Source organism: Jatrophihabitans sp. sgz311053 (genome assembly GCF_056135305.1).
The window spans coordinates 1792863-1816405 of record NZ_JBWAXP010000001.1; the positions used below are offsets into that span (position 1 = coordinate 1792863).

Sequence of the window (23543 nt, forward strand, 5' to 3'; positions counted from 1 at the left end):
CCGATACCGGTCGTCCGCGAGGAGCCCGTATGAGCCAGTCGCATCGCAGCCCGACGCGATGGCCCCGCAGCGCGGTGGCGACCTGCTCGGTCCTCGGCGCGGCCGTCCTCGTCCTGGGGGTGACGCTCGGGGTGGTGGCCCGTCACCACGCCCGCGACGAGACGCTCGTCGCCGGCCGCCGCGCCAGCAGCGTCAGCGCCAGTGCCATGCCGGCGGCGACCTTCGACGCCGAGCAGGCGATGGTGGGCCCGCTCTTCCCGGACGGCCTCGCCCACAACCACACCTGCACCGCCACGGTCGTCGCGTCGAGCCGGGGCGACACCATCCTCACCGCCGCGCACTGCCTGTCGGGCTCGGCTCGTGGCTGGTCCTTCGTCCCCGGCTACGACAAGGGCAAGGCGCCGGACGGGGTCTGGACCGTCACCGGTCAGTACGTCACCGACGCCTGGCGCAGCGACACCCGCGCCACCGACGACTTCGCGGTGCTGACGGTCGCCGACCGCAGGATCGGCGGCCGCATCGCCACCCTCGCCTCGGTCACCGGCGCGGCCCAGATCGGGACCACGCCGGCGACGGGAACGGTCATCCGCGTGATCGGCTACAACAACGGACGCGACGACGCCGCCACCACCTGCGCGGTGCCGGTCCGGGTGCGGCACGATCATCCGACCTTCTACTGTCACGGCTTCGTCGGCGGCAGCAGCGGCAGTCCGTGGCTGCTCGCGGACGCGAACACGTCGACGGTGGTGGGGGTGATCGGCGGACGTCACCAGGGCGGCTGCACCGAGTACACCTCGCACTCCTCGCCCTTCACCGCCGCGGTCCCCGCCCTGGTGATCCGCGCCGCGGCCGGCGAGGCCGCCGACACGGCGCCGTCGGCGGGCAGCGACGACTGCCCCGCCAGCTGACCCTGGGTCGGGGCCGCCTCGGTCCCGACACGCTACGGTGATCGACACCCGGTGCAAGGCTCTGCCGATCACCGGAGGCGGTCGAGCCCTGTGCCGCCTATTCGCTGACGGGAATTCGCCACCGTGCCGCACTCGGACCGTGAGACGTCGCGCCTGCCACGACGGCTGCGGCGAGTGCTGCGACTGCGGCCCGGTGCCGGGACACCCGACGACGGCTCCGCCGACCTCCCGCCCGCGGTGCGCAGCCGCTTCTCCGACCGGACCGGACCCGCCGGGCTGCTCGTCCCCGAGCCGGTCTTCGTGCTGAGCTCGGTGCGATCGGGGTCGACATTGCTGCAGATGATCCTGGACAGCCACTCGCAGATCCATGCGCCGCACGAGCTGCACCTGGCTTCGCTCGAGGTCCGTCCCACCCGCAAGAACGCGGGGAAGGCGATGCGGGAGATCGGGCTGGACGAGGTCACGCTGGCCAACCTGCTCTGGGATCGCGTCCTGCACACCCAGCTGATGGAGTCCGGTAAGTCGATCATCGTCGACAAGACGCCCAACACCACCTTCCAGTGGCAGCGGGTCGCCGCGTTCTGGCCGCGAGCTCGCCCGTTGCTGCTGTTCCGACACCCGCTGCGGGTCGCCGAGTCGCTGATCCGGTCTCGGCCGGAGGCACCTGTCCAGCCTCACTACGAGCGCGTCGACCGCTACGCCCGCGCGCTCGCCGCCGCGCGCGACGGCATGCCGGCGGCGCACGTGCTGCGCTACGAGGACCTCACTGCCGACGCCGAGGTGCAGGTCCGGGGCGTCTGCGACTGGCTGGGGCTCTCCTTCGAGGAGCAGATGCTGGACTACCGGCAGCAGGAGCACCCCGGCCAGTTCCGCCGGGGCCTCGGCGACTGGAGCGAGACGCTGCGGCGGGGCGAGATCCGGCCGCCGGGTCAGACGCCGGGGCCGGGTGACGTCCCGGCGCCGCTGCGCGAGGCGTGCCGGCTGCTCGGCTACCCCGCCTGAGCCTCGTCGCGGTCACCGTCGGTCAGCTCTCGTGACCGGACGTGACGGCGTCGCTACGCCTACCGGCACACGCGGGCTCGACCACGCCCCGCGGGCGCGTGAAGACGCCTCGACACGGCGTGATCGCCGTCGATCCGGGGGCTCTGCGTGTGAGACTCCTGATGAGGCCGTGGCGCACGGCAGGGACCGGCGGGGAGGTGAGCATGTACCGGGTGCGAACCAGCCGCTGTCGCTGCTGCGATCTGGATCTGGACATCGCGCTGGACCCCGACGACCCGTTCGGTGAGGCGACCTGTGCGCGCTGCTACCTGCACACCGACGACGAGTGGCTGCGCAACATCGACCACGCCGCGATGTACCGCCACGCGATGCAGAACGCCCGCGACGACGCCGAGCTCGCCCGCAGCGAGCGCACCTTCTACCGCGACCGCGCCAACGACCACGCCAAGAACGGCGAGGCGCTCGTCGGCATCCTCACCGAGCTGGACGACCTGCACCACCTCCGCGGCACCCGCTGCTGCTGCGGCGCGGTCGAGTGCCGGGTCATGGAGCTGCTCTCCGATCCCGGCGTCGCGCGGATGATCGGCACCTACGACGAGCAGCGTCACACCCTCTACGAGCTGCGCCGGGCCAACCCCGGCGCGTGGGCCGAGGAGTGGGACGACATCGACGTGACGCTCGTCTACCCGCCGCCGCGCGCTCGGGGCGGTGCCGGCCGGCACCGCGCGGCCGGCTGAGCAGCACGGAGTCGCGGCAGGTCTCAGAGCCGTCCGGCTGCCTTCAGGTCGAGATAGGCGTCGGCGACCCGCGACGCGAAGCGCTCGGCGTCGGCGTCGACCACGCGGCCGCCGAGTGCCCGCACCTGCTCTGCCACCCGGTCCCGCCGGGCCAGGGCGGCGGCTGCCGCCGCAGCCGCATAGACCGCCGCGGGATCGCCTCGTCCGGCTGCCAGCGCGGTGAGCGCCGGGTCGGCGGGCGAGGCCACCACCACGGTGTGGTGCCCGGCCAGCAGCCGCACCGCCGGCAGCAGGCCGGTCTCGGCGGCGGTGTCCAGCGAGCTGAAGAGGACGACGAGCGAGCGGCGGGACACCTGCTGCAGCACCTGGCTCGCCAGCAACCGGGGGTCGGTCTCGACCAGCGCGGGTCGCAGCGGGGCGAGCACCCCGACCAGGCCGGGGAGCAGGCTGCGTCCCGCGGTGGCCGCGAGGCGGGCCCGGATCCGGACGTCGCCGGCGACCACGGCGACCCGGTCCCCGGCCCGGGCGCAGAGCGCACCGAGCAGCAGCGCCGCGTCCAGGGCGAGGTCGAGGCGGGGCGCGTCCCCGAGCCGGGCGGCCGAGGCGCGGCCGGTGTCCAGGGCCAGGACGACGTGCCGATCCCGCTCGGGGCGCCAGGTCCGGACGACGAGGTCGCGCGACCGGGCCGTCGCCCGCCAGTCGATGGCCCGGACGTCGTCGCCGTCGACGTAGCCGCGCAGCGTGTCGAACTCGCTGCCCTGGCCGCGCTGCCGGACGAGCACGGCGCCGTCGAGCTGCCGCAGCCGCGACAGCTTCTCGGGCAGGAAGCGGCGCGACGTGAAGGCCGGCAGCACCTGCAGCCGGCCCGGCACGGTGAGTCGCCGCTGCCGTCCGGCGATGCCGAGCGGACCGAGCGAGCGGACGGTGACGGCGGCCGCCTCGCGCTCGCCGCGACGGGTCGGCGTCAACGTGGTGACGATCCGACGGCGCTCACCCGGCGGCACCCGTAGCGGCTGCGCCCGCGGCAATGCCCCCGCCGACGGTTGCCAGGCGTCGCGGACCAGGCCGCGGACGATGCGGCGGCCGGCGTTGCCGATCTCCAGCACCGAGCTGGTCCGCTCGCCCAACCGGACCGGCGCACTCGGCTCGCGCCGGAGCCGCAACCCGGCGACGCGGCCGGCCAGGAGCAGGTCGGCGACGGTCGCCGTGGCCAGCAGACCGATCCAGGTCCAGAGCAGGCCGGTACCGGCGACGGCGGGCAGCGCGCCGAGCAGTGCCAGCAGCACGAACCGCCCGGTGACCATCACGGTCGGCTCACCGCGGGGCCGGCACGCCGGCGAGCACCGATTCCAGCACACCGGCCACCGTGGCGCCCTCGATCTCGGCCTCCGGACGGAGCTGGATCCGGTGCCGGAAGGTGGGGCGCACCAGCGCCTGGACGTCGTCCGGCGTCACGAAGTCGCGACCGGCGAGCCAGGCCCAGGCCCGCGACGTGGCGAGCAGGGCCGTCGCCCCACGGGGGGAGACGCCGAGCGCCACCGAGGGCGCCTGCCGGGTCGCGCGGGCGAGGTCGACGAGGTAGGCGAGCACCACCGGGTCGACGTGCACCCGCCGTACGGCGGCGCTCGCTGCGGCCACGTCGGCGGCACCGGCGACCGCGGTCACGCCCGCGCCGGCCAGATCCCCCGGATCGAAGCCCGCCGCGTGGGCGGCCAGCACGCGGTTCTCGGTCTCGCGATCGGGCAGCGGCATCAGCACCTTGACCAGGAAGCGGTCCAGCTGCGCCTCGGGCAGCGGATAGGTCCCTTCGTACTCGACCGGGTTCTGCGTGGCGATCACGCAGAAGGGATCGGGCAGCGGCCGCGGCGTGCCCTCGACCGAGACCTGCCGCTCGGCCATCGCCTCCAGCAGCGCCGACTGCGTCTTCGGCGGTGTCCGGTTGATCTCGTCGGCGAGAAGCAGGTTGGTGAAGAGGGGACCCTCGCGGAACGCGAAGTCACCCCGCCCGGCGTCGTAGACCAGCGAACCGGTGACGTCGCCGGGCATCAGGTCGGCGGTGAACTGGATCCGCGTGGTGGTGAGGTCCAGGGCGGCGGCCAGCGCGCGTACCAGCAGCGTCTTGGCCGTCCCCGGCACGCCCTCGACGAGGACGTGGCCGCGGCACAGCAGCCCGAGCAGGACCCCGGTCACGGCGGCGTCCTGCCCCACCACCGCCTTGGCGATCTCGGCGCGCACGCGCAGCAGCGCGTCCCGGGCCGGCGCGTCCCTCGAGTCGCCGGTGGCGGCGTGGGTCATGTCGTTCCCTTCATCGTGTCGTCTCCCTCGTCGTGTCGGGTGTCAGGGCGGCACCGGAGTCGGCGACGAGTCGGTCGAGGGCGGCGGCGAGCCGGACGAGGTCGTCGTCGGTGGCCGGCGCCGGCCCGGTGATGATGTCGGCGACCTCGGCGGGGGAGCGGCGCAGCAGCGGGGCGAGCGTCGCCGCCAGCCGAGTGGGGTCGACCCTCGGGTCGCCCGCCGGGTCGCCCCCCGAGTCGTGGCCGGCGTGAAGGGCGGCATGAGACGCGGCGCCGACGTGGCCGGCGAGGCGGTCGACCGCGGCGGCCCGCAGCCGCTGCGCGGCGAGGTCCCTGGCCCCGGCGCGCAGGTGCAGCCGGCCGTGCCCCTCGACGAGCTCCACCGAGCGGACCACCACCGGCAGCGGCTCGGTGACGACCGGGCCGAGGCGGCGTGCCCGCCACAGGGCGGTGAGCAGCCCCACCACGACGAGCCACCAGAAGACCCGGTAGGCCCCGGCCGGGAAGAGATCCCACACCGAGGCCGGCCTGCCGCCGCCGTCGGCATCGGCGCCCGGCAGCACCCAGGCGACCTGGCGCACGGTGCGGTCGGCGCTGATGAGATTGATGGCGAGAGCGGCCGCGCCCTCGTCGGCGAGGTGCGCGTTGGTCAGCAGCGCCGCCGAGCCGAGGACCACCACCGTGGCCGCAGCCGTCCCGCGACGCAGGACGACCCCGCCGCCGTAGCAGCTCGTGTCGCCGGCGCCGGGGGCGACGACCCTGCCGTCCACCGGCCAGTCGACCTCGCCGGCGGCGACGGCGGCGGGCAGGGCGCACCCCGGCGACGACGCCGGCGGCCCGTCCCCGTCCTGCAGGCCGAGTGCGCGCAGCGCCTGCCGCCCCGGCCGCACGAGCACCAGCCGGGCGGTTCGCGCGGCGAGCCGGCGCAGCCGGGCGGCCGAGTAGGCGTCGGGATCGGCCAGCAGCACCACCGGCCGGGAGGTGCCCGGCAGGGCGGTGGTGTCGTCGACGGCGATGCCGTCTCGCCCGAGCAGCCGCGCCAGCGCCAGCGAGCCCTCCGGCGCGGCGGAGGTCGGATCGAGGCGACGGCCGGGGGAGTCGCCGAGGCTGCCGAGCAGCAGCGCCCCGAGAACGACGGCGACGGCGAGGGCGAGCCAGAACCGCGTCCGCCGCCAGAGCGGCGCGACGACCGGCGCGGCGGTCACCACCGCTGGTCCCACCCCGCAGTCGGGCCCGCGACCGTCTCGGCGGCGAGCCGGGCCGAGGCGACTCCGTCCGCGGCACCGCGAGCCGCTGCGACGTCGGCATCGGTCACCGCTCGGCCGCCGAACCAGACCTCCTCGAAGGCGGTCATGGCGGCGGCCAGGTCGTCGGCGACCGCAGGCATGGCCGGCGCCGCCTCCCGGACCGTCGCCGCGCCGGTCCGGCCGGGCCGGGGTGGCAGCACGCCACGCTCCTCGACGACGGCGACGGCCGCGCGCAGCCACTCCCGCAGTGCCTCGGCGCGGCGTCCGTCGCTCTCGTAGCGGGCGGCCAGCCGCCGGTGGTCCCGGCTGTCGAGCGCGGCCTGCAGTTCGTCGACGGCCGCCGTCGCGCTCCGATCGCGACGGCGCAGCGTGGGGCGTCCCGCGCGCAGCGCCAGGACGATCGCGACGGCGAGCAGGAGCACCACCAGCAGCAGCATCGCGTTGCCACCGGCACCGCCGCCGAAGAGCGAGCCGAGCCGGTCGCCGATCCAGTCCAGCAGCCGCTGCAGGATGCCGGGGGCCTCGCGGGCGTACTCGCCGCGCTCCAGTTCCCGGCGGGCCGCGTCGCGGGCATCGGGTCCGGTGACGGGCCCGAGCAGGGCCGCCAGGTGCGTCACCACGCCGCGCCCGGCGGTGGGGGTGCGGCACTCGCGTCGGCACTGGCGTCGGCTTCGTCGGCGTCCATCGCCAGCCAGAGGTCGAGCCCCTCGCGGCGCATCCTTGCGTCCAGGTAGAGCAGTGTCTCGAGCACGGCCGAGATCGGGGAGAGCAGCACGCTCGCCAGCAGCGAACCGATCGCCGCCACCATCACGTAGGTGGTCCGGTCGTCGACGCCGCCGGGGGCGAAAGGATTGGAGTCGCTCAGCGCCGCGGCGAGGGCGGTGAAGGGGAGGCTGAGCAGCAGTCCCAGCACCGTCGTCACGACCCACCCCAGCGCCCGGATGCCCCAGACCGCCCAAAACCGACCGGCGACGAGTTGGGCGGAGCGGCGCAGGGCTGCCACCGGGCCCAGTTCCTCGAGGACCAGCGCCGGCGCGGCCAGGGCCCAGAGGCCCCAGAGCCAGACGCCGCCGACGACGAGCAGGACGGCGCCGAGCTCCAGGCCCACGGCGACCAGCCACGTCAGCAGCGCCAGCGGCCAGGCCCGGCGCCCCACCCGGCGCAGCGCACCGGCCGGCCCGAGCCGGCGGCCCAGCACCTCCTCGGCCGCGACCGGGGCGAGCAGGCCCGCCAGCGCGGTGCCGGCGAGCGAGCCGACGAAGAGCTCGAGCAGGAACTCCGGCAGTGCCGCGCCGCCGTCGGCTGCCGTGTCGAGGGCCGAGAGCGTCGCCGCCGAGACGAGCAGCGTCTGCACCAGCGCCACCGGCAGGGCGAGGGCGAAGGACGAGCGGGGGTTGCGGCGCACCGTGCGGACCGCGCCGTCGAGCAGCTCGGCCGGGCCGAGCGGACGCACCGGCACGGCCGGATCGGCGTGCGCCGGGCCGACCCGTCCGGGGCCGGCTCCCGTCGTGATACTCATCGCCGCCCTCCCCAGACCGCGCGCATGATGGCCTCATCATGCCCTGCTGCCTCCGGCTCACGTCCTGCCCTCACCGCATCCCGGGGGCGGGGATGGAACTATGACAGGCGTGAAACCCCGCGTCCTCGTCGTCGATGACGATTCCGCGCTGGCCGAGATGCTGGGCATCGTGCTGCGCACCGATGGTTTCGAGCCCGCCTTCGTGGCCGACGGCTCGCGAGCCGTCAAGGCGTTCCACGACACCCGGCCCGACATCGTGCTGCTCGATCTCATGCTTCCCGGCATGTCCGGCATCGACGTCTGCCGGGCGATCCGGGCCGAGAGCGGCACCCCGATCATCATGCTGACGGCCAAGACCGACACCGTGGACGTCGTCCTCGGTCTGGAGTCCGGCGCCGACGACTACGTCATGAAGCCGTTCAAGCCCAAGGAGCTTGTCGCCCGGATGCGGGCTAGGTTGCGCCAGCACGACGAGCAAGTGGGGGAGACCCTCACCATCGGCCCGCCCGACTCGCCGGTGCAGATCGACGTCCAGGCCCACCAGGTCAGCCGGGACGGCAACCCGATGGCGCTGACGCCGCTGGAGTTCGACCTGCTCGTCGCGCTGGCCCGCAAGCCGCGGCAGGTCTTCACCCGTGAGGTCCTGCTCGAGCAGGTGTGGGGCTATCGCCACGCGGCCGACACCCGGCTGGTGAACGTGCACGTGCAGCGGCTGCGGGCGAAGGTGGAACGCGACCCCGAGCGCCCGGAGGTCGTCCTCACCGTCCGCGGTGTGGGGTACAAGGCCGGCCCGCCGTGACCGGATGTCCCGACCGCGCCGCGTCCTAGCCGTGGACGCCGAGCTGCGCGCCGAACCGGCTCCCGCCGCGCCCGCCGCCTCCCCGCCGCCGTCGACGGAGACTGCCCCGGTGGCGGCCCCGTCCCCACGGCGTCGCTCGCTGCGCACCGCCGTCGGCGCCCTCGACGGCTGGCGCCAGCGCGCCGGTCGGGTCGCCGGCCGCACCGGCCGCAGCATGCTCGACAGCTGGCGCCGCTCGCTGCAGCTGCGCGTCGGCCTCACCACCGTCGTCGTCACCAGCCTGGTGGTCCTGGTCATCGGCCTGTTCCTCGTCGACAAGGTCGCCGGAGGTGTCCTCGCCGCCAAACGGGACGCCGCCATCGCCCAGGCCAGGATCGGCCTGCAGACCGCCAACTCCGTCTTCGCCGACGTGGACGCCGCCGTCCCGGCCGATGTGGGCGACGCCCGCCAGCAGATCTACGCCAGCCTCACCGCCAGCGGGACCAGCGCCGGTGCCGGGCTCTTCACCATCGTCATCGAGTCCGAGGCGGCGGGGACGAGCGACGAGGTCCCCACGATGCCGATCCCGGCGGACCTGCGGACGGCCGTCCGCGCCGGCAACCTCGTGACCCAGTACGCCCGGGTACGGGCCAGTGGGAACTCGCGCGAGCTCGTCCCCGGCCTCATCGTCGGCGAGCCGGTCCAGGCCCGCTCGGGCCTCTTCGAGCTGTACTACCTCTTCCCGCTCACGGCCGAGCAGCAGACCATCGACCTCATCCAGCGGACGGTGCTGGTGGCGGGGGTCGCGCTCGTGGTCCTGGTGCTGGGCATCGCCCTGCTGGTCACCCGGCAGGTGGTGCGTCCGCTCCGGGTCGCCGGCGAGACCGCCGGACAGCTCGCCGCGGGTGACCTCTCGCAACGCATCGCCGTCACCGGCAGCGACGACATCGGCCGGCTGGGGCAGTCCTTCAACGACATGGCCGACAGCCTGCAGCGGCAGATCCGCCGCCTGGAGGATCTCTCCCGGCTGCAGCGGCGCTTCACCAGCGACGTCTCCCACGAGCTGCGGACGCCGCTGACGACCATCCGGATGGCCTCGGAGTTCCTCTACGCCAGCCGGGACGACTTCGCCCCGGAGCTCTCCCGTGCCGCCGAACTGATGCACGACGAGCTGGATCGCTTCGAGTCGCTGCTCGGCGACCTGCTCGAGATCTCGCGGCTGGACGCCGGCGCCGTGCGCCTGGAGTCGGCCCCCGTCGACATCCGTTCGGTGATCGCGACCGCAGTCGAGGGGGCGAGGGTCCTGGCCGAGGCGCACGGCAGCGAGGTGGTGGTGACCGAGCCGGCCGAGCCGGTCATCGTGGACATCGACGCCCGACGCATCGAACGCATCCTGCGCAACCTGCTCGGCAATGCCCTGGACCACGGCGAGGGCGGGCCCGTCGAGCTCACGCTCGGCCAGGACGAGGACGCCGTCGCCATCACGGTGCGCGACTACGGGATCGGACTGCGGCCGGGCGAGGCCGGACTGGTCTTCAACCGGTTCTGGCGGGGCGATCCGTCGCGGAGCCGGCTCACCGGCGGTACCGGGCTGGGGCTGGCGATCTCGCTAGAGGACGCGCGGCTGCACGACGGCTGGCTGCAGGCCTGGGGCGAGCGGGGGCGCGGCGCGCAGTTCCGGCTCACGCTGCCCCGCCGCGCCGGCCACACGCTGATGCACTCGCCGCTGCCGCTCGACCCCGACGACATCGACGAGGAGGAGGACGCGTGAGCGACGCTTGCGGAGCGAACCAAGGGCATGAGGCGAGCCGGCAGGCGAGCTGCGCGTCGACGCCGGGCCCGAGCGCAGCGAGTGGCCCCAAGGAGGACGCGTGAGCGACGCTTGCGGAGCGAACCAGAAACGTGAGGCGAGCCGGCGTCGACTGGTCGGCCTGCTCGTCGTTGCCGTGCTCGCGCTCGCCGGCTGTACCGGGGTGCCGTCCTCCTCGCCGCCGCGCACCGTCGAGCCGATCGACATCGGCAACCGCAGCGTCCCCGCGCAGCCCGGTCCGGAGGTCGGCGCCGACGGCCGCGCGATCGTGCTCGGCTTCCTCGGCGCCAACGCGGTCGACCCCGTCAACTACGACACGGCGCGCGAGTACCTCACCGGCGCCGCCCGCAGCGAGTGGACGGCCAACGCCACCACCGTCATCAGCGGAAGGTCCGTGGGGACCGAGCAGAACGGCGCCGTGCAGGTCCGCGGTCGTATCGTCGGCTCGCTGAACCAGAACGGCGTCTATGTCCCGCAGCTGCAGGGCACCGGCGACGGTGGCCCGATCGAGACCTTCACCTTCCGCCTGGCCAAGGTGAAGGGCCAGTACCGCATCGTCGACCTGCCCGCGGGGCTGCTGCTGACCACAGAGCAGTTCGGGCAGTTCTACCGGCCGCACGCGCTCTACTTCTTCGATCAGGGCCGGCGCCACCTCGTGCCCGACACCCGCTGGAGCGCGCTGCAGGGTGGCCGGCTCAGCAGCTGGTTGGTGGGTCAGCTCGCGACGGGGCCGCGTCCGGACCTCAGCACCGCGCTCACCAACGACACGATTCCGTCGCAGGCCAACGCGCGACGGATCACGGTCAGCTCCGGCACCCCCACCCGCATCGACATCCCCGGCGCAGCTCAGCTCGACAGTCGGGGCAAGGCCCTGCTGGCGGCGCAGGTGGGTGCCACCGTCACCGATCCGACCTCGGACGACGAGCTGGAGATCACCGACGGTGGCGCCCCGGTCCCGATGCCCGGCGGCAGCGCCAGCTTCACGGCACGCGTGGCCGCCTACGACTACACCCCGGTGCCGCCACCGGCCGACGTCTTCTTCCTGCGCGAGGGCGAGATCGTGCAGGCCCCCGACTCCGCCATGCCCGGCAAGCTGCGCGACAGCCCCTTCTTCCTGGACTCCATCGCGGTGACCCAGCTCGGGACGTCGTCCAGCTTCACGGTGGCCGCGGTGACGGGCTCGGGGGACAAGGCCCGGCTCTACCTCGGCACGCAGGGCCAGGGGTACCGCGCCACCTCCGTCCGCGGCGTGCTGTCTCGGCCCGCGTGGCTGCCGGCGGGCTCACCGGGCGCGGCGTCACCGGCGGAGGTCTGGATCGGGGTGGGGGGACAGCTGGTCCGGCTCACGGTCAGCGGCAACAAGGCGACGGCGTCGACGGTGTCGATCAACGCCGGCGCCGCGGGTGGACGCATCGTGTCGGTGCGGCTGAGCCCGGAGGGTTCCCGCGTCGCGCTGGTGATCCAGTCGGCCAACGGCAGCCGCCGGCTCTACATCGGCTCCATCGTCCGCAGCGCCGGTCAGGTGCGCATCGACTCGCTGCCGGCGATCAGCCCGGACGGTGTCACCGTCGACGACGCCGCCTGGATCGGGCCGCAGAAGCTGCTGGCCATCGGTTCGACCGTCGGCTCCGGTGACCCCGGCATCTTCGAGACCTCGGCGGACGGTTCGCTCTGGACCGGACGCTCCATCGGCTCGGTGCTGCCGGGGCAGCCCGACAGCGTGACGGTGGCGGTGAGCCAGCTGGCCTGGGTGTCGGTGAACCGGACGGTCTGGCGACAGTCCGGACGCAGCTGGACCTCACCCGGTGACTCCGACCAGGTGACCGGCTACGACCCGGTCTACCTGGAGTGACGCGGCACCACCACCAGCACTGAGCTGCGCTACCACGCCTGAGCGGCACTCGAAGGGTTGTGCACAGGTCGGATCGGTTGCCGGCGTGTCGTCCACAGCCGAGGTCGCGCGGGTCGTGTCGCGACCGCGAGCGACCAGGGTGGGAGGCATGTCAGCGCCCCGCTCCGCCGCCGGCTCCGCATCGGAGTCGGTGGCGGCCCTGGTCGACCTGGTACTGCCGCGACGCTGCGTCGGTTGTCGGGCGAGCGCCGGTCCGCTCTGTCACGACTGCTTCCCGACAGCTGAGCCCTTCGTCGCGCTCGATGTCGCCGGCGTGCCGGTGATCGCCGCGGGGGTCTACGACGGTGGGCTGCGGCGGGCCGTCATCGCCTACAAGGAACGGGGCCGCCGCGACCTGGCTCGGCTGCTCGCCCGGTTGCTGGGCGCGGCCCTGCGACCGCTCCTCGACGCTGCTCCCGGCCGGCGTCGCCCCGTGCTGGTGACACCGCCGGTGTCGCGGACGGTGGCGGCCCGTCGCGGTGGTGACCACGTCCTGCGCCTGGCGCGGGGTGCGCCCGGCGCGACGGCCCTGCCGGGGACCCTGCAGCGGGTCCGGACGGTCCGCGACTCCGCCGGTCTGAGTGTCGCGGCGCGCGAGCGGAACCTCGCCGGTGCCTTCCGTGCCCGGCCACCACCGCGGCCCGGCGCGCTCGCCGTCGTGGTGGACGACATCGTCACCACGGGTGCCACCGTGGGTGAGGCCGCGCGTGCCCTGGGTGCCGCGGGCTGGGTCGTGACGGGGGCCGCGGTCGTCTGTGCGACTCCCCGACGGTTCTTCGCGAACCCATTGGCAGCGCCCGGGGAACGGGTCTAGCGTGAGCACGACCAAAACGATCAGGTGTACTTCGTCCGGCGCTCCCCGACGCATCACCAGTCATCGCCCGTGCCGGCCGTGTCACCGCGAGCATGGTGGAGGTCGCATGACAACTGTCGTGGCAAACGTGGAGATCGTCGTCCGGGGTCGCAACGTGGTGGTCCCCGATCACTATCGACAGCACGTCGAGGAAAAGCTCGCCAAGCTGGAGCGTTACGACGACAAGATCCACCGGGTCGACGTCGAGCTGCAGCACGAGAAGAACCCACGACAGAACGGCAGCTGCCAGCACGTCGAGATCACCTGCCGCACGCGGGGCCCCGTCGTCCGCAGCGAGGCCTGCGCCGAGGACTTCTACAGCGCGCTGGATCTCGCCGCCGACCGACTGGAGCGCCGGCTCCGGCAGGCCGCGGATCGGCGGCGCATCCACCACGGTCGGCGGCGGCCGCCGTCGGTCGCCGAGGCGACGGCCGCGCTGGCCGACTCCCTGGATGTTGCACCGGAGTCCATCCGCGCCGTGGACGGTGCCGATGTCGACGCGCCCGCCGAGGGTCCGGGTCAGATCGTCCGGGAGAAGACCCACCCAGGCGAGCCCATGTCGGTGGACCAGGCGCTCTTCGAGATGGAGCTGGTCGGTCACGACTTCTACCTGTTCCGCTGCGCGGAGACCGGTCAGCCGACCGTTGTCTACCGCCGGCACGCCTACGACTACGGGCTGCTGCGGCTCGAGGGCTGAGCCGCAGCAGCCCCGACGGCCGCTCACGCTTCGGCGTGGGCGGCCGTCGTCGGTCTGCCGGTGCCGCTGCGGCGTCGCCTCGTCAGCGTCGCCTCGTCAGCGTCGCCCCGTCACTGCCGGCGGTGCCCGTCGCGACGGTGCCTGTCAGGTGCTGCCCTCAGACCGGCGCTTCGGGGAGCCGGTAGAAGCGGGCCTCGTCGTGCAGGGTGCCGTCCGGGGCGCGCAGCCGGCCGCGCATGACGCCCTCGGCGAGGAAGCCGCCGGCCAGCGCCGCGCGCTGCGAGGCGACGTTGTCGATCTTGGCGCCCAGCTCGAGCCGGTCGAAGCCGTGGGCCAGCAGCCAGGGGGCGATCAGCCGGAGAGCTGCCGAGGCGACCCCGCGACCCCGCGCCGCGGGGTGGACGACGTAACCGAGCACGCCGACCCCCGGCGGCCCGTTGCGCCGGATCGCCAGCCCACCCAGATAACTGCCGGACGTCGCGTCGACGATGGCGCACTGCGCCCGCCACCCCACCAACCACTGCAGCGGCGCCTGCTGGCTGAAGCGCAGCAGTTCCGCCGGCGTCGACGGCGGCTGTCCGAAGCCGTTGGCGCGGGTCACCGGGTCGTTGTCCGCCTCCGTCAGGCCGGCGACGTCCCGCTCGTCGAGCGCCCGAACTCGGAGCACGCCGTCGCTGAGCCCGTCGGTGGGCAGCGCGGGGAAGGTCGGCGCGATCGGCTCCGGCGGATCGTCGGGGAGCCGGCCGAAGCAGGCCAGGTCACCGGCGCCGCGCCCGGCCAGCGGGGCGCCGGCGCGTTCGATCCCCTCGAAGCCGAACCCGGCCCGCAGCGCAGTGGCGGCGGAGGCGATGTTGCGGACGTCGCAGTAGAGCCCGATCCGGCGCAACCCCAACTCGCCACCCACCTCGACGAGGAGGCGGGTCGACTCGGTGGCGTACCCCCGGCCGCGGGCATCCGGCGCGATCCAGTAGCCGATCTCGGGGTTGTCGGCGTACTTGCCGCCGAAGCGCAGCGCCGCCGCACCGACGACCCGGCCGCTGGACCGCTCGACGACCGCGCTGCCGATACCGGTGCCAGCGTCGCGACCCTCGTGGCCGAGCTCGGTGACGAAGCGGTGGGCGTGCTCCGGGGTGTACGGGTCGGGCAGCTGCAGGAAGTCGAACATGGACCGGTCCCGCATCACCTCGTGCACCCGCGCCGCGTCGTCGGGCCGCCACCGCCTGAGCAGCAGTCGCGGTCCGGCGATCTCGCGGACGGACATGTCAGGGCGTTCCGGCACGGCACCCATGGTCCCGCACGCCCCAACTAGGTTGGAAGCATGGACCTCGCTGCGCTGCGCGCCCGCCTCCCGTGGACGACCGTGCTGCCGGTGGTCGCCCTCGTGGTGCTGGCGGCGACCTTCGGCCGGGACCTGACCGGGGTGCTGGTCGCGGTCGTCGCCGTGCTGCTGGTCGCCTCCGTGCTCGCCGCCGTCCACCACGCCGAGATCGTGGCCCACAAGGTGGGGGAGCCCTTCGGATCGCTCATCCTCGCCGTGGCGGTGACCGTCATCGAGGTGGGCCTCATCGTCACGCTGATGATCTCCGGCGGGGGCAAGGACACCTCCACCCTCGCCCGCGACACCGTCTTCTCCGCGGTCATGATCAGCATCAACGGCATCGTCGGCCTGGTGCTGCTCGTCAGCGCGCTCAAGCACCGCTTCGCCGTCTTCAACCCTGAGGGGGCGGGAGCGGCGCTGGCCACCGTGGTAGCGCTCTCGACGCTCTGTCTGGTCCTGCCGCGCTTCACGACCTCGGCCACCGGGCCGGAGTTCACCACCTCGCAGCTGACCTTCGCCGCCGTCGCCTCGGCGGCGCTCTACGCGATGTTCGTGGTGACCCAGACGGTGCGGCACCGTGACTTCTTCCTGCCCGTGACCCAGGACGGCCAGGTGATCAACGACGAGGACGGCGACGGACACGCCGACGCAGGCCGAGAGGCGAGGGAGCTTGCTTCCTCGTCCGAGGCCAAGGAGAGCGTTGACGAGCGCAGCGCGGAACATGCCGACGCAGGCCGAGAGGCGAGGGAGCTTGCTTCCTCGTCCGAGGCCAAGGAGAGCGTTGACGAGCGCAGCGAGGAACACGCCGATCCGCCGACGGCGCGGGCGGCGTTGGTCAGCCTCGGCCTGCTGCTGGTGGCCCTCGTCGGCGTCGTCGGCCTGGCCAAGGGGCTCTCACCGTCCATCGAGGACGCCGTCGACGCGGCCGGCGCGCCGCAGACGGTGGTGGGTGTCGTCATCGCCCTGCTCGTGCTGCTGCCGGAGACCATCGCCGCGGTGAACAACGCCCGGCGCGAGAAGGTGCAGGTCGGGCTCAACCTCGCCTACGGCTCGGCCATGGCCTCCATCGGTCTCACCATCCCGACCATCGCGGTCGCCTCGATCTGGCTGGACGGCCCGCTCGCGCTCGGCCTGGACCCGGTACAGATCGTGCTGCTCGTCGTGTCGGTGGCCGTGGCTGTGCTGACCGTGGTGCCGGGGCGGGCCAAACCGCTGCAGGGCGGGCTGCATCTGGCCCTGTTGGCGGCCTTCGTCTTCCTCTCGATCAGTCCCTGAGGCGTCCGCCACTCCGCACTGTCCGGAGCCCCGTACCATGGCCCGGTGGTTCTGAGTCGAATTCTCCGCGCGGGCGAGCAGAAGCAGGTTCGTCGGCTGTCCTCGATCGCCGATCACATCGAGACGCTCGAGGAGGACTATGTCGATCTGACCGACGCCGAGCTGCGCGCGCTGACCGACGCCTTCAAGGAGCGGCTCGCCGACGACGAGACCCTCGACGACCTCCTGCCCGAGGCGTTCGCGGTGGTCCGCGAGGCGGCCCGGCGCACGCTGGGCCAGTTCCACTACAAGGTGCAGCTCATGGGCGGTGCCGCGCTGCACCTCGGCAACATCGCCGAGATGAAGACCGGTGAGGGCAAGACGCTCGTCTCGACGCTGCCGTCCTACCTCAACGCGCTCTCCGGCGACGGCGTGCACCAGGTGACGACCAACGACTACCTGGCCAGCCGCGACGCCGACTGGATGGGACGCGTCCACCGCTTCCTGGGGCTCACGGTCGGGAAGATCACCAACAACATGGCGCCCGAGCAGCGCCGGGCCGCCTACAACTGCGACATCACCTACGGCACGAACAACGAGTTCGGCTTCGACTACCTGCGCGACAACATGGCCTGGTCGCTGGACGACCTGGTCCAGCGCGGCCACAACTTCGCCATCGTCGACGAGGCCGACTCCATCCTCATCGACGAGGCCCGCACCCCGCTGATCATCAGCGGTCCGGCCGAGGAGAACCAGCGCTGGTACCTGGAGTTCGCGCGCATCGCGCCGCGGATGAAGAAGGACCAGCACTACGAGGTCGAAGAGGGCAAGCGCACGGTGGCGGTCACCGAGGAGGGCGTCGCCTTCGTCGAGGACCAGCTCGGCATCGACAACCTCTACGAGGCCGCGAACACCCCGCTGGTCGGGTACCTCAACAACTCGCTGAAGGCCAAGGAGCTCTTCAAGCGCGACCGTGACTACATCGTCAACGACGGCGAGGTCATGATCGTCGACGAGTTCACCGGCCGCGTGCTGCAGGGGCGTCGGTACAACGAGGGCATGCACCAGGCCATCGAGGCCAAGGAGGGCGTGCCGATCCAGCAGGAGAACCAGACGCTGGCCACCATCACGCTGCAGAACTACTTCCGCCTCTACTCCAAGCTCTCCGGCATGACCGGTACCGCCCAGACCGAGGCCGCCGAGCTGCACCAGACCTACAAGCTCGGCGTGGTGCCGATCCCGACGAACAAGCCGATGGTCCGCAAGGACGAGACGGACTTCATCTACAAGACCGAGGACGCCAAGTTCGCCTCGGTCATCGACGACATCGCCGAGCGGCACGAGGCCGGTCAGCCGGTGCTCGTCGGCACCGCCAGCGTCGCGAAGTCCGAGCGGCTCAGCTCGCTGCTCCTGCGCAAGGGCATCCCGCACGAGGTCCTCAACGCCAAGCAGCACGCGCGGGAGGCGGCGATCATCGCCAACGCCGGCCGCAAGGGTGCCGTCACCATCGCCACCAACATGGCCGGTCGCGGTACCGACATCCAGCTCGGCGGCAACCCGGAGTTCTCCGCCGACCTCGCGCTCCGTGAGAAGGGCCTGACCCCGGACGAGACGCCCGAGGACTACGAGGCCGCCTGGGCCGAGGCCCTGGAGCGGGCGACCTCGGAGACCGACAAGGAGCACGAGGAGGTCGTCGAGCTCGGCGGTCTCTACGTGCTCGGCACCGAGCGGCACGAGTCGCGGCGCATCGACAACCAGCTGCGCGGTCGCGCCGGCCGGCAGGGCGACCCGGGTGAGTCGCGGTTCTACCTGTCCCTCGGCGACGACCTGATGGTCCGCTTCAACGGCGAGCGAGTCGCGGCGATGATGAACATGCTGCGGCTGCCCGAGGACGTCCCCATCGAGGCGAAGATGGTCTCGAAGGCGATCCAGAGCGCGCAGACGCAGATGGAGCAGCAGAACTTCGAGATCCGCAAGAACGTCCTCAAGTACGACGAGGTCATGAACAAGCAGCGCACCGTCGTCTACGACGAGCGGCTGCGGGTGCTGCAGGGCGCGGACCTCTCCGAGCAGATCCGTCCGATGATCGACGAGGTCGTCACCGACTACGTCACCGCCGCGACGGCGTCGGGCTACCCGGAGGAGTGGGACCTCGACCAGCTCTGGACGGCGCTGAAGACGCTCTACCCGATCAGTCTCACCAAGGACGAGGCGATCGAGCAGGCCGGCGGCGAGAAGTCCGACCTGACCCGTGAGTACCTCATCGAGGAGCTCGTCGCCGACGCGCAGGCCGCCTACGACCAGCGCGAGGAGGAGCTCGGCGCCGAGGTGCTGCGCGAGCTGGAGCGCCGGGTACTGCTCTCGGTCCTCGACCGCAAGTGGCGCGAGCACCTCTACGAGATGGACTACCTGCAGGAGGGCATCGGCCTGCGCGCGATGGCCCAGCGCGACCCGCTCGTGGAGTACAAGCGCGAGGGCTTCGACATGTTCGCCGCCATGATGGACGGGGTGAAGGAGGAGTCGGTCGGCTTCCTCTTCAACCTCGATGTCGAGGTGGACGAGGCCGGCACCGCGACCGCGACGGTCGGCGGCTCGGCTCCCGGTGTCGCCGCCGCGGTCGCCGAGGCCGACGAGCAGGCCGAGGAGGTCCGCGACGACGAGCCGCAGCTCGACGTCTCGATGCTCAAGGCCGCGCAGGACGAGCACGACGCCGCGCACGCGAACGGGGCGGCGCCGAAGATCTCGGCCAAGGGGCTGGACCGCAACCAGAGCAAGCAGCCGCTGACCTACAGCGCGCCCGAGCTCGGTTCGGACGACCCGTCGGTCACCACCGACGCCGACGACGGTCCGAAGGGCGTCAACTCCGCCACCGCCAAGCGGCAGCAGTCGCGCAGCAACCCCAACCGCGGCAGCCGCGGCAACAAGGGCGGGGCCCGCAACCGTCGCAAGCGCTGACCCGTCCTCGGTCGGGTCGTCCTCGTTCTGAGGCCGCCGTACCGGTGTGACCGCGCCCGGTGATCGACTTGTCCTTTCCGCCGTCCCAACAGCGGAAAGGACAAGTCGATCACCCTGCTGGAATGGTGCGAGCCGGGCGGTGCGGGCGAGGCAAGCCGTTGCGGTAGGCCCGTGTGTGACGTGCCCGCCGGGAGCGGGCGCGTCAGCCGAGCTGGAGTCGGGTGCAGACCCACCGGCCGCGATGGGTCTCCAGCCGCAGGGCGACGGCCCGTACACGGTCGCCGACGGCCAGGGTGGCGCAGAGCTCGGCGACGCCGGCGGCAGGCCGGTCACCCCGCACCGAGAGCACGGTGGCGCGGTGCAGCCAGTGCGAGGTCCCGCCGGCGGCGGCGCGTTCGAAGTCCGCGGCCAGCCCGCGGCTGATGGAGGGACTGAGCATTCCTGCCAGCTGGTGCAGCGGGCGCCGGCCGTCGGCGCTCTCGACGAGGCCGATGAGCAGTCGGCGGGCCAGCGCAGTGGGCTCGGCGACGGAGTGTGGCCCCGGCGCCGTGACGAGCCGGTCCCGCGGTGTCGCGGCGAAGGGCAGCTGCTGGTCGTGGGGCCCGGCCGTGGGGGCGGCGACCAGCTCGTCGTCGAAGGGTGGTTCGTAGGTCGGCGCGGGCCGGACCACCAGCTGCAGTGCGGCCCGTCCGGGACGGAGCCGGGGCGCGTGCTCGTCGGGGTCGTCGTGGTCGAGGGCGAGGGCGGCGGTCATGACGACTCCTCCGGTGTCGAGGTCGGGGCGACCGGAGCGGAGAGCACCTGCCCCGGTCGGACGAGGTTCGGGTCGTCGCCGATGACAGCCCGGTTGGCGGCATAGAGCTCGGGGACGTAGGCGGCGACCTCGGCGGGCTCTGCGCGGGGACCGAGGCGGCGCGCCGCAATGAGCCAGAGGCAGTCGCCGGGGCTGACGATCAGGCGACCGGAGGACTCGGTCGCGTGGTCGGCGCTGGCCGCCGGTCGGCTCGGCGGTGCCGGTCTCCGCGTGGCGGGCGCCGCGCTGGGAGGAGCGGGCGCCGGGGTGCTCGTCGTTCCCGCTGATTTCGGGCGCGAGACCGGTGCATCGTGCGGCGCCGCGCTCGGCGGGCTCACGGGTGTGGCAATCGGCGTCGCTGAACCGGGAGCGGTGGTCGTTGGTGTCGAGGCGCCGCCGGGCCAGCTGGGCCCGGCGGGGCGGGATGTCGCCGGTGCCTCCGGCAGCGGCCAGAGCGGGGCGGGCGGACTCGGCTGGGTGGCCGCCGGACGTCCCCCCGAGACGTCCGGCGGCCGCGCAGCCGCGCCCGCGGCGCCGACCGGGCTGATCGGGGCGAGCAGCACGCTGATGCCAGCAGATCCCACGACGAGCCGGCGCAGCAGCAGCGGCAGCGCCACCGCGGCGATGCGCTCGGCGGCGGCACCGGCGCAGCCCGGCAGTCGCGACGCGGCTACGGCCAACAGCCCGACCGCCACTCGCAGCGCCGCGAGCCAGAGGATCGCGGCCCCCAGCGTGCCGGCCACGCCGTCGAGGCCGCTGTCGTCGAGCCACCGCCGCAGCTGTGGCAGCCGATGCCAGCTGAGCGTTGCCTGCGGTGCGAGCCGGACGAGCAGCAGCGCATCGGCCGTCGCGAGAACGACCCAGCGTGCCCCGTCCCGCATGCCAATCCTTTCGTTTGCGTTTGTTTGCTTTCGTACACGTCTATTCAATGCTTTTCAAGGGCTGTTGCGCCAACTGTGGAGAAGCGGGAAGGTGGCCCTGGCGGGAGGGCATGGGATGACGATCGAGACGACACGCGCGGCGAGCTCAGATCTCCACGACGTGATGCGCGCGCTGACCCGTGAGCCCGCGGAGCGCGTCGTTTTCTGGTCCGGCGCCGGCGTCAGCGGCGATGCGCCGACGTCGGCGCCGCTGGGAAACACGCTCACGGACCGCGCACTGCGGGACGCTTTCGAGCCCTCGCTGGTTCAGGCCCTCGGTGCCGCGTACTGCTCCCTCGCGATCGCCAGAGATCGTCCTCGACTCGAGGCCGTGTTGGAGGTGGTGGCTGCCGAACATGGTCTCGACGTGCTGGCCGCGCTACTCGGTGATCTTGCTGATGCGCCTCCGAACGGGAATCACCGCTTCTTCGCCGATCACCTTCGCCGTGGTGGCCAGCACGTGACCGCCAACTTCGATACCTGCATCGAACGGGCCGGTGGCGACCCGGGGAGGATCGTCCATATCCACGGCGCTCTGTCCGACCGGGGCGACGTGGCCAGCCTGGGGGCGCGGCTGAGTCGAATCGAGCGAGGCTTTCCCCGTCATCTTCGCGAGCGGCTCGACGACGCCATCGGTCGTGCGTCCCTGCTCGTGATCGTCGGCTACAGCGGGTTGGACTACTTCGATGTCGACCCGTATTGGCGTGACGCCGCGTGTCGTGGCGTCTTTGACGGCAAACGAGTGGCCTGGGTGGATCATGCGAGTGGGTGGGGCGATCTGCTGCTGGGGCAGTCCTGCGATCGCGGCCAGCTGCGAATCTTCGCCGACGAGGGCGGGGCCGAGGTCGTCGAGATCCGTGGTCCCACGCGTGAGGTGCTGAACGCGATGGCGCAGGCGTGGGGCGCATCAGCAATCCCGCAACCTACTGGGGCGCCTCCCCCGCCCCTGCCGGCGGTGAGGGTCTCGGACTCTGCTCGCAGTCGTGCGACTACCCACTTCCTCGTCGCCGCCGGGTTGCTTCGCACGGTCCGGTCTCGGCTGGCGGCAGGTGAGTTGTCGGCAGCGGAACATGGCTGGGCCGCGTCTGCCGCATGGGGTGCGGGACAGTACGAGGAGGCGGCAGAACACTGGCGAGCTGCGAATCCGGGCGACGACCCCCTCTCCGTCGCGGTGCGGCGTGAGCGCGAGGGTGCCTGTCTGTGGCTTCGCGGGCGGCTCTTGGCTGCGCGAAGGCTCCTGCGTCGCGCGCTGGACGATGCGGCCCATCACGATGTAGAGCCGCGACAGCGGTTGATCATCGCTGAGACCCTGGTCAGGGTCCTGGTGCACATGCGGCGACTTCCCGATACCCGGTTCCTGGTCGGTAGCCGGTCGATGCGGGCCGCGCTTCACGCGTTGGACGACATCGAGCGATCGTTGCTTGAAGCTGCGGACGGCAGGCGGCTGCCGGTGCACCTCCGGGCGCGGGTGACATCGGCGCGTGCGAACCTCACCGGCCAACCGGTCCCCGCTGTCGGGGAAGGGTTCGTTCGCGACTTCGGCGAGTCCGACGCGCTCGGCGCCATGCTGAACTACGAGCACGCCGCGCTTCGTCGACGGGTGGAGCATCCTCGCGACGGCGATGGCGGACCGCCCGAGCCGTCGGAGTATGTGCGGCTTGCTCGCCGGTTCACTGCTGTCGGCAATACCGCCGACGCGGCTCGGGTGCCGCTCCTGCCGGGGGCTGCCACGGCCTTCCCGCTGTCAGAGGTGTTGTGCCGACTGGTCCGCTGTGATGTCACGATCTACCACCTCGCCAGGTTGATGACGCTGCACGTGCTCCAGCGGTCGAGGCAGGTTGCTCGGCTGCGGCGCGTGAGTCGATAGCTGTAGGTCACGATGGTCGGCTGCTGCCGCTCGGCAGGGAGGAAGTCATGCGCTGGGAGAGCCTCTTCGACGATCTGGAGGCGCAGTCCGCGGAGCTCGACCGGGCCGAGCGCTCCGGTGAGATCGACGAGCGCACGCGGGCGGAGCTCGGGCGTCTCGCGCGTCGGGATCGCTACGCCGCCGCGATCGGACTCCCGCTGCGGCTACGTCTGCTCGGCACCGCAACGCTGTCCGGTCGGCTCGAACGAGCCGGCAGCGACTGGCTGTTGCTGGCCGAGGAGGGGGAGCGCGAGGCGCTCGTTCCCGACGCCGCTGTGCTCGGGGTTCGAGGGCTGGCTCGCTTCGCCGCGGCGGCCGACTCGGGCGGGATCGTGGCGTCCCGGCTCACGCTGCGCCATGCATTGCGGGCGATCGCGCGGGATCGCTCCGTGGTGCGCGTCCAGCTGATGGACGGCTCGACCGTCGACGGGACCGTCGACCGGGTCGGGTCGGACTTCGTGGAGGTGGCGGCGCACGCTGCGGGTGAGGTGCGGCGCCGTCACGAGGTCCGCGACACCGAGCTGGTTCCGCTCCCGGCGATCGTCGTCGTCCGCCGAGCACGCTAGGAGGCCCATCGCGACGCGCGGTGTGTTCTTCACTGCAGCCGCGAATTTCGTGCACTCGGCACCGCGACTTCGTACCTCGTGGATGAAATTCGACG

General features: G+C 72.8%; 20 protein-coding genes. 12 read left to right on the forward strand and 8 right to left on the reverse strand.

Features of this window, described 5'->3' with window-relative positions:
* Positions 1 to 29: 29 nt before the first annotated feature.
* The 3 genes from AC0NZQ_RS07975 (at position 30) to AC0NZQ_RS07985 (ending at position 2647) form a co-directional block, all read left to right on the forward strand.
* Positions 30 to 908, forward strand: coding sequence for a trypsin-like serine peptidase (locus AC0NZQ_RS07975; protein WP_474529167.1), 879 nt, complete (start codon positions 30 to 32; stop codon positions 906 to 908).
* Between the two features lie 123 nt (positions 909 to 1031).
* On the forward strand, positions 1032 to 1910 hold the full coding sequence (locus AC0NZQ_RS07980) for a sulfotransferase family protein (RefSeq protein ID WP_474529168.1): 879 nt from the start codon (positions 1032 to 1034) through the stop codon (positions 1908 to 1910).
* Positions 1911 to 2113: 203 nt separating this feature from the next.
* A complete protein-coding gene (locus AC0NZQ_RS07985; protein ID WP_474529169.1) occupies positions 2114 to 2647 on the forward strand; it encodes a hypothetical protein in 534 nt (177 codons plus the stop codon).
* Between the two features lie 23 nt (positions 2648 to 2670).
* Here AC0NZQ_RS07985 and AC0NZQ_RS07990 read toward each other — a convergent pair whose 3' ends face one another.
* From AC0NZQ_RS07990 to AC0NZQ_RS08010, 5 genes are read right to left on the reverse strand one after another with little or no spacing between them, the layout of a single operon-like run.
* Entirely contained in the window at positions 2671 to 3954 is a 1284-nt protein-coding gene (locus tag AC0NZQ_RS07990) for a DUF58 domain-containing protein (RefSeq protein ID WP_474529170.1), read from the reverse strand.
* 7 nt (positions 3955 to 3961) lie between these two features.
* Complete coding sequence (locus AC0NZQ_RS07995; protein ID WP_474529171.1) at positions 3962 to 4942, reverse strand: AAA family ATPase; 981 nt, start codon at positions 4940 to 4942, stop codon at positions 3962 to 3964.
* A gap of 10 nt (positions 4943 to 4952) precedes the next feature.
* Complete coding sequence (locus AC0NZQ_RS08000; RefSeq protein ID WP_474529172.1) at positions 4953 to 6146, reverse strand: DUF4350 domain-containing protein; 1194 nt, start codon at positions 6144 to 6146, stop codon at positions 4953 to 4955.
* On the reverse strand, positions 6143 to 6808 hold the full coding sequence (locus AC0NZQ_RS08005; protein ID WP_474529173.1) for a DUF4129 domain-containing protein: 666 nt from the start codon (positions 6806 to 6808) through the stop codon (positions 6143 to 6145). Before AC0NZQ_RS08005 ends, AC0NZQ_RS08000 begins: the two co-directional genes overlap by 4 nt.
* On the reverse strand, positions 6802 to 7707 hold the full coding sequence (locus AC0NZQ_RS08010) for a hypothetical protein (protein ID WP_474529174.1): 906 nt from the start codon (positions 7705 to 7707) through the stop codon (positions 6802 to 6804). Before AC0NZQ_RS08010 ends, AC0NZQ_RS08005 begins: the two co-directional genes overlap by 7 nt.
* Positions 7708 to 7816: 109 nt before the next feature.
* Here AC0NZQ_RS08010 and mtrA point away from each other — a divergent pair, with 109 nt between their 5' ends.
* The 5 genes from mtrA to hpf all read left to right on the forward strand — a co-directional run bounded on the left by mtrA (position 7817) and on the right by hpf (position 13736).
* Positions 7817 to 8506, forward strand: a complete 690-nt coding sequence (mtrA, locus tag AC0NZQ_RS08015; RefSeq protein WP_474529175.1) for an MtrAB system response regulator MtrA — start codon at positions 7817 to 7819, stop codon at positions 8504 to 8506.
* Positions 8507 to 8510: 4 nt separating this feature from the next.
* On the forward strand, positions 8511 to 10256 hold the full coding sequence (gene mtrB / locus AC0NZQ_RS08020) for an MtrAB system histidine kinase MtrB (RefSeq protein ID WP_474529176.1): 1746 nt from the start codon (positions 8511 to 8513) through the stop codon (positions 10254 to 10256).
* 100 nt (positions 10257 to 10356) lie between these two features.
* Complete coding sequence (locus AC0NZQ_RS08025; RefSeq protein ID WP_474529177.1) at positions 10357 to 12147, forward strand: LpqB family beta-propeller domain-containing protein; 1791 nt, start codon at positions 10357 to 10359, stop codon at positions 12145 to 12147.
* A 148-nt stretch (positions 12148 to 12295) separates the two neighbouring features.
* Positions 12296 to 13000: a ComF family protein gene (locus tag AC0NZQ_RS08030; protein ID WP_474529178.1), complete on the forward strand. Its 705-nt coding sequence runs from the start codon at positions 12296 to 12298 to the stop codon at positions 12998 to 13000.
* A 127-nt stretch (positions 13001 to 13127) separates the two neighbouring features.
* Positions 13128 to 13736: a ribosome hibernation-promoting factor, HPF/YfiA family gene (hpf, locus tag AC0NZQ_RS08035; RefSeq protein ID WP_474529442.1), complete on the forward strand. Its 609-nt coding sequence runs from the start codon at positions 13128 to 13130 to the stop codon at positions 13734 to 13736.
* A gap of 157 nt (positions 13737 to 13893) precedes the next feature.
* On the opposite strand, the gene AC0NZQ_RS08040 is transcribed toward hpf, so the two are convergent.
* Positions 13894 to 15015, reverse strand: a complete 1122-nt coding sequence (locus AC0NZQ_RS08040; RefSeq protein ID WP_474529179.1) for a GNAT family N-acetyltransferase — start codon at positions 15013 to 15015, stop codon at positions 13894 to 13896.
* A gap of 39 nt (positions 15016 to 15054) precedes the next feature.
* Between AC0NZQ_RS08040 and AC0NZQ_RS08045 the strand changes: the two genes are divergently transcribed.
* Together AC0NZQ_RS08045 and secA are read left to right on the forward strand one after the other, a co-directional pair.
* Positions 15055 to 16329, forward strand: coding sequence for an ionic transporter y4hA (locus AC0NZQ_RS08045; RefSeq protein WP_474529180.1), 1275 nt, complete (start codon positions 15055 to 15057; stop codon positions 16327 to 16329).
* A gap of 45 nt (positions 16330 to 16374) precedes the next feature.
* The gene (gene secA / locus AC0NZQ_RS08050; RefSeq protein WP_474529181.1) at positions 16375 to 19263 is read left to right on the forward strand and encodes a preprotein translocase subunit SecA; all 2889 of its coding nucleotides are present in this window, start codon (positions 16375 to 16377) and stop codon (positions 19261 to 19263) included.
* A gap of 202 nt (positions 19264 to 19465) precedes the next feature.
* Here secA and AC0NZQ_RS08055 read toward each other — a convergent pair whose 3' ends face one another.
* A complete protein-coding gene (locus tag AC0NZQ_RS08055; RefSeq protein WP_474529182.1) occupies positions 19466 to 20017 on the reverse strand; it encodes an Rv3235 family protein in 552 nt (183 codons plus the stop codon).
* Entirely contained in the window at positions 20014 to 20937 is a 924-nt protein-coding gene (locus AC0NZQ_RS08060) for a LysM peptidoglycan-binding domain-containing protein (protein ID WP_474529183.1), read from the reverse strand. The genes AC0NZQ_RS08055 and AC0NZQ_RS08060 overlap by 4 nt, the downstream gene beginning before the upstream one ends.
* A gap of 115 nt (positions 20938 to 21052) precedes the next feature.
* On the opposite strand from AC0NZQ_RS08060, the gene AC0NZQ_RS08065 reads away from it, so the two are divergent.
* Both AC0NZQ_RS08065 and AC0NZQ_RS08070 read left to right on the forward strand, forming a co-directional pair.
* Entirely contained in the window at positions 21053 to 22843 is a 1791-nt protein-coding gene (locus tag AC0NZQ_RS08065) for an SIR2 family protein (protein ID WP_474529184.1), read from the forward strand.
* A gap of 47 nt (positions 22844 to 22890) precedes the next feature.
* Positions 22891 to 23448 carry a hypothetical protein gene (locus tag AC0NZQ_RS08070; RefSeq protein ID WP_474529186.1) on the forward strand — a complete coding sequence of 186 codons (558 nt, stop codon included), beginning with the start codon at positions 22891 to 22893 and terminating at the stop codon, positions 23446 to 23448.
* Positions 23449 to 23543: the final 95 nt, after the last annotated feature.

What these genes read in the sequence shown, in the direction of transcription:
- AC0NZQ_RS07975 (WP_474529167.1), top strand. Translation starts at nt 30, where the DNA reads ATGAGCCAGTCGCATCGCAGCCCGACGCGATGGCCCCGCAGCGCGGTG.
- AC0NZQ_RS07985 (WP_474529169.1), top strand. Translation starts at nt 2,114, where the DNA reads ATGTACCGGGTGCGAACCAGCCGCTGTCGCTGCTGCGATCTGGATCTG.
- AC0NZQ_RS07995 (WP_474529171.1), bottom strand. Translation starts at nt 4,942, where the DNA reads ATGACCCACGCCGCCACCGGCGACTCGAGGGACGCGCCGGCCCGGGAC.
- AC0NZQ_RS08010 (WP_474529174.1), bottom strand. Translation starts at nt 7,707, where the DNA reads ATGAGTATCACGACGGGAGCCGGCCCCGGACGGGTCGGCCCGGCGCAC.
- mtrB (WP_474529176.1), top strand. Translation starts at nt 8,511, where the DNA reads ATGTCCCGACCGCGCCGCGTCCTAGCCGTGGACGCCGAGCTGCGCGCC.
- AC0NZQ_RS08030 (WP_474529178.1), top strand. Translation starts at nt 12,296, where the DNA reads ATGTCAGCGCCCCGCTCCGCCGCCGGCTCCGCATCGGAGTCGGTGGCG.
- AC0NZQ_RS08045 (WP_474529180.1), top strand. Translation starts at nt 15,055, where the DNA reads ATGGACCTCGCTGCGCTGCGCGCCCGCCTCCCGTGGACGACCGTGCTG.
- AC0NZQ_RS08055 (WP_474529182.1), bottom strand. Translation starts at nt 20,017, where the DNA reads ATGACCGCCGCCCTCGCCCTCGACCACGACGACCCCGACGAGCACGCG.
- AC0NZQ_RS08060 (WP_474529183.1), bottom strand. Translation starts at nt 20,937, where the DNA reads ATGCGGGACGGGGCACGCTGGGTCGTTCTCGCGACGGCCGATGCGCTG.
- AC0NZQ_RS08065 (WP_474529184.1), top strand. Translation starts at nt 21,053, where the DNA reads ATGACGATCGAGACGACACGCGCGGCGAGCTCAGATCTCCACGACGTG.
- AC0NZQ_RS08070 (WP_474529186.1), top strand. Translation starts at nt 22,891, where the DNA reads ATGCGCTGGGAGAGCCTCTTCGACGATCTGGAGGCGCAGTCCGCGGAG.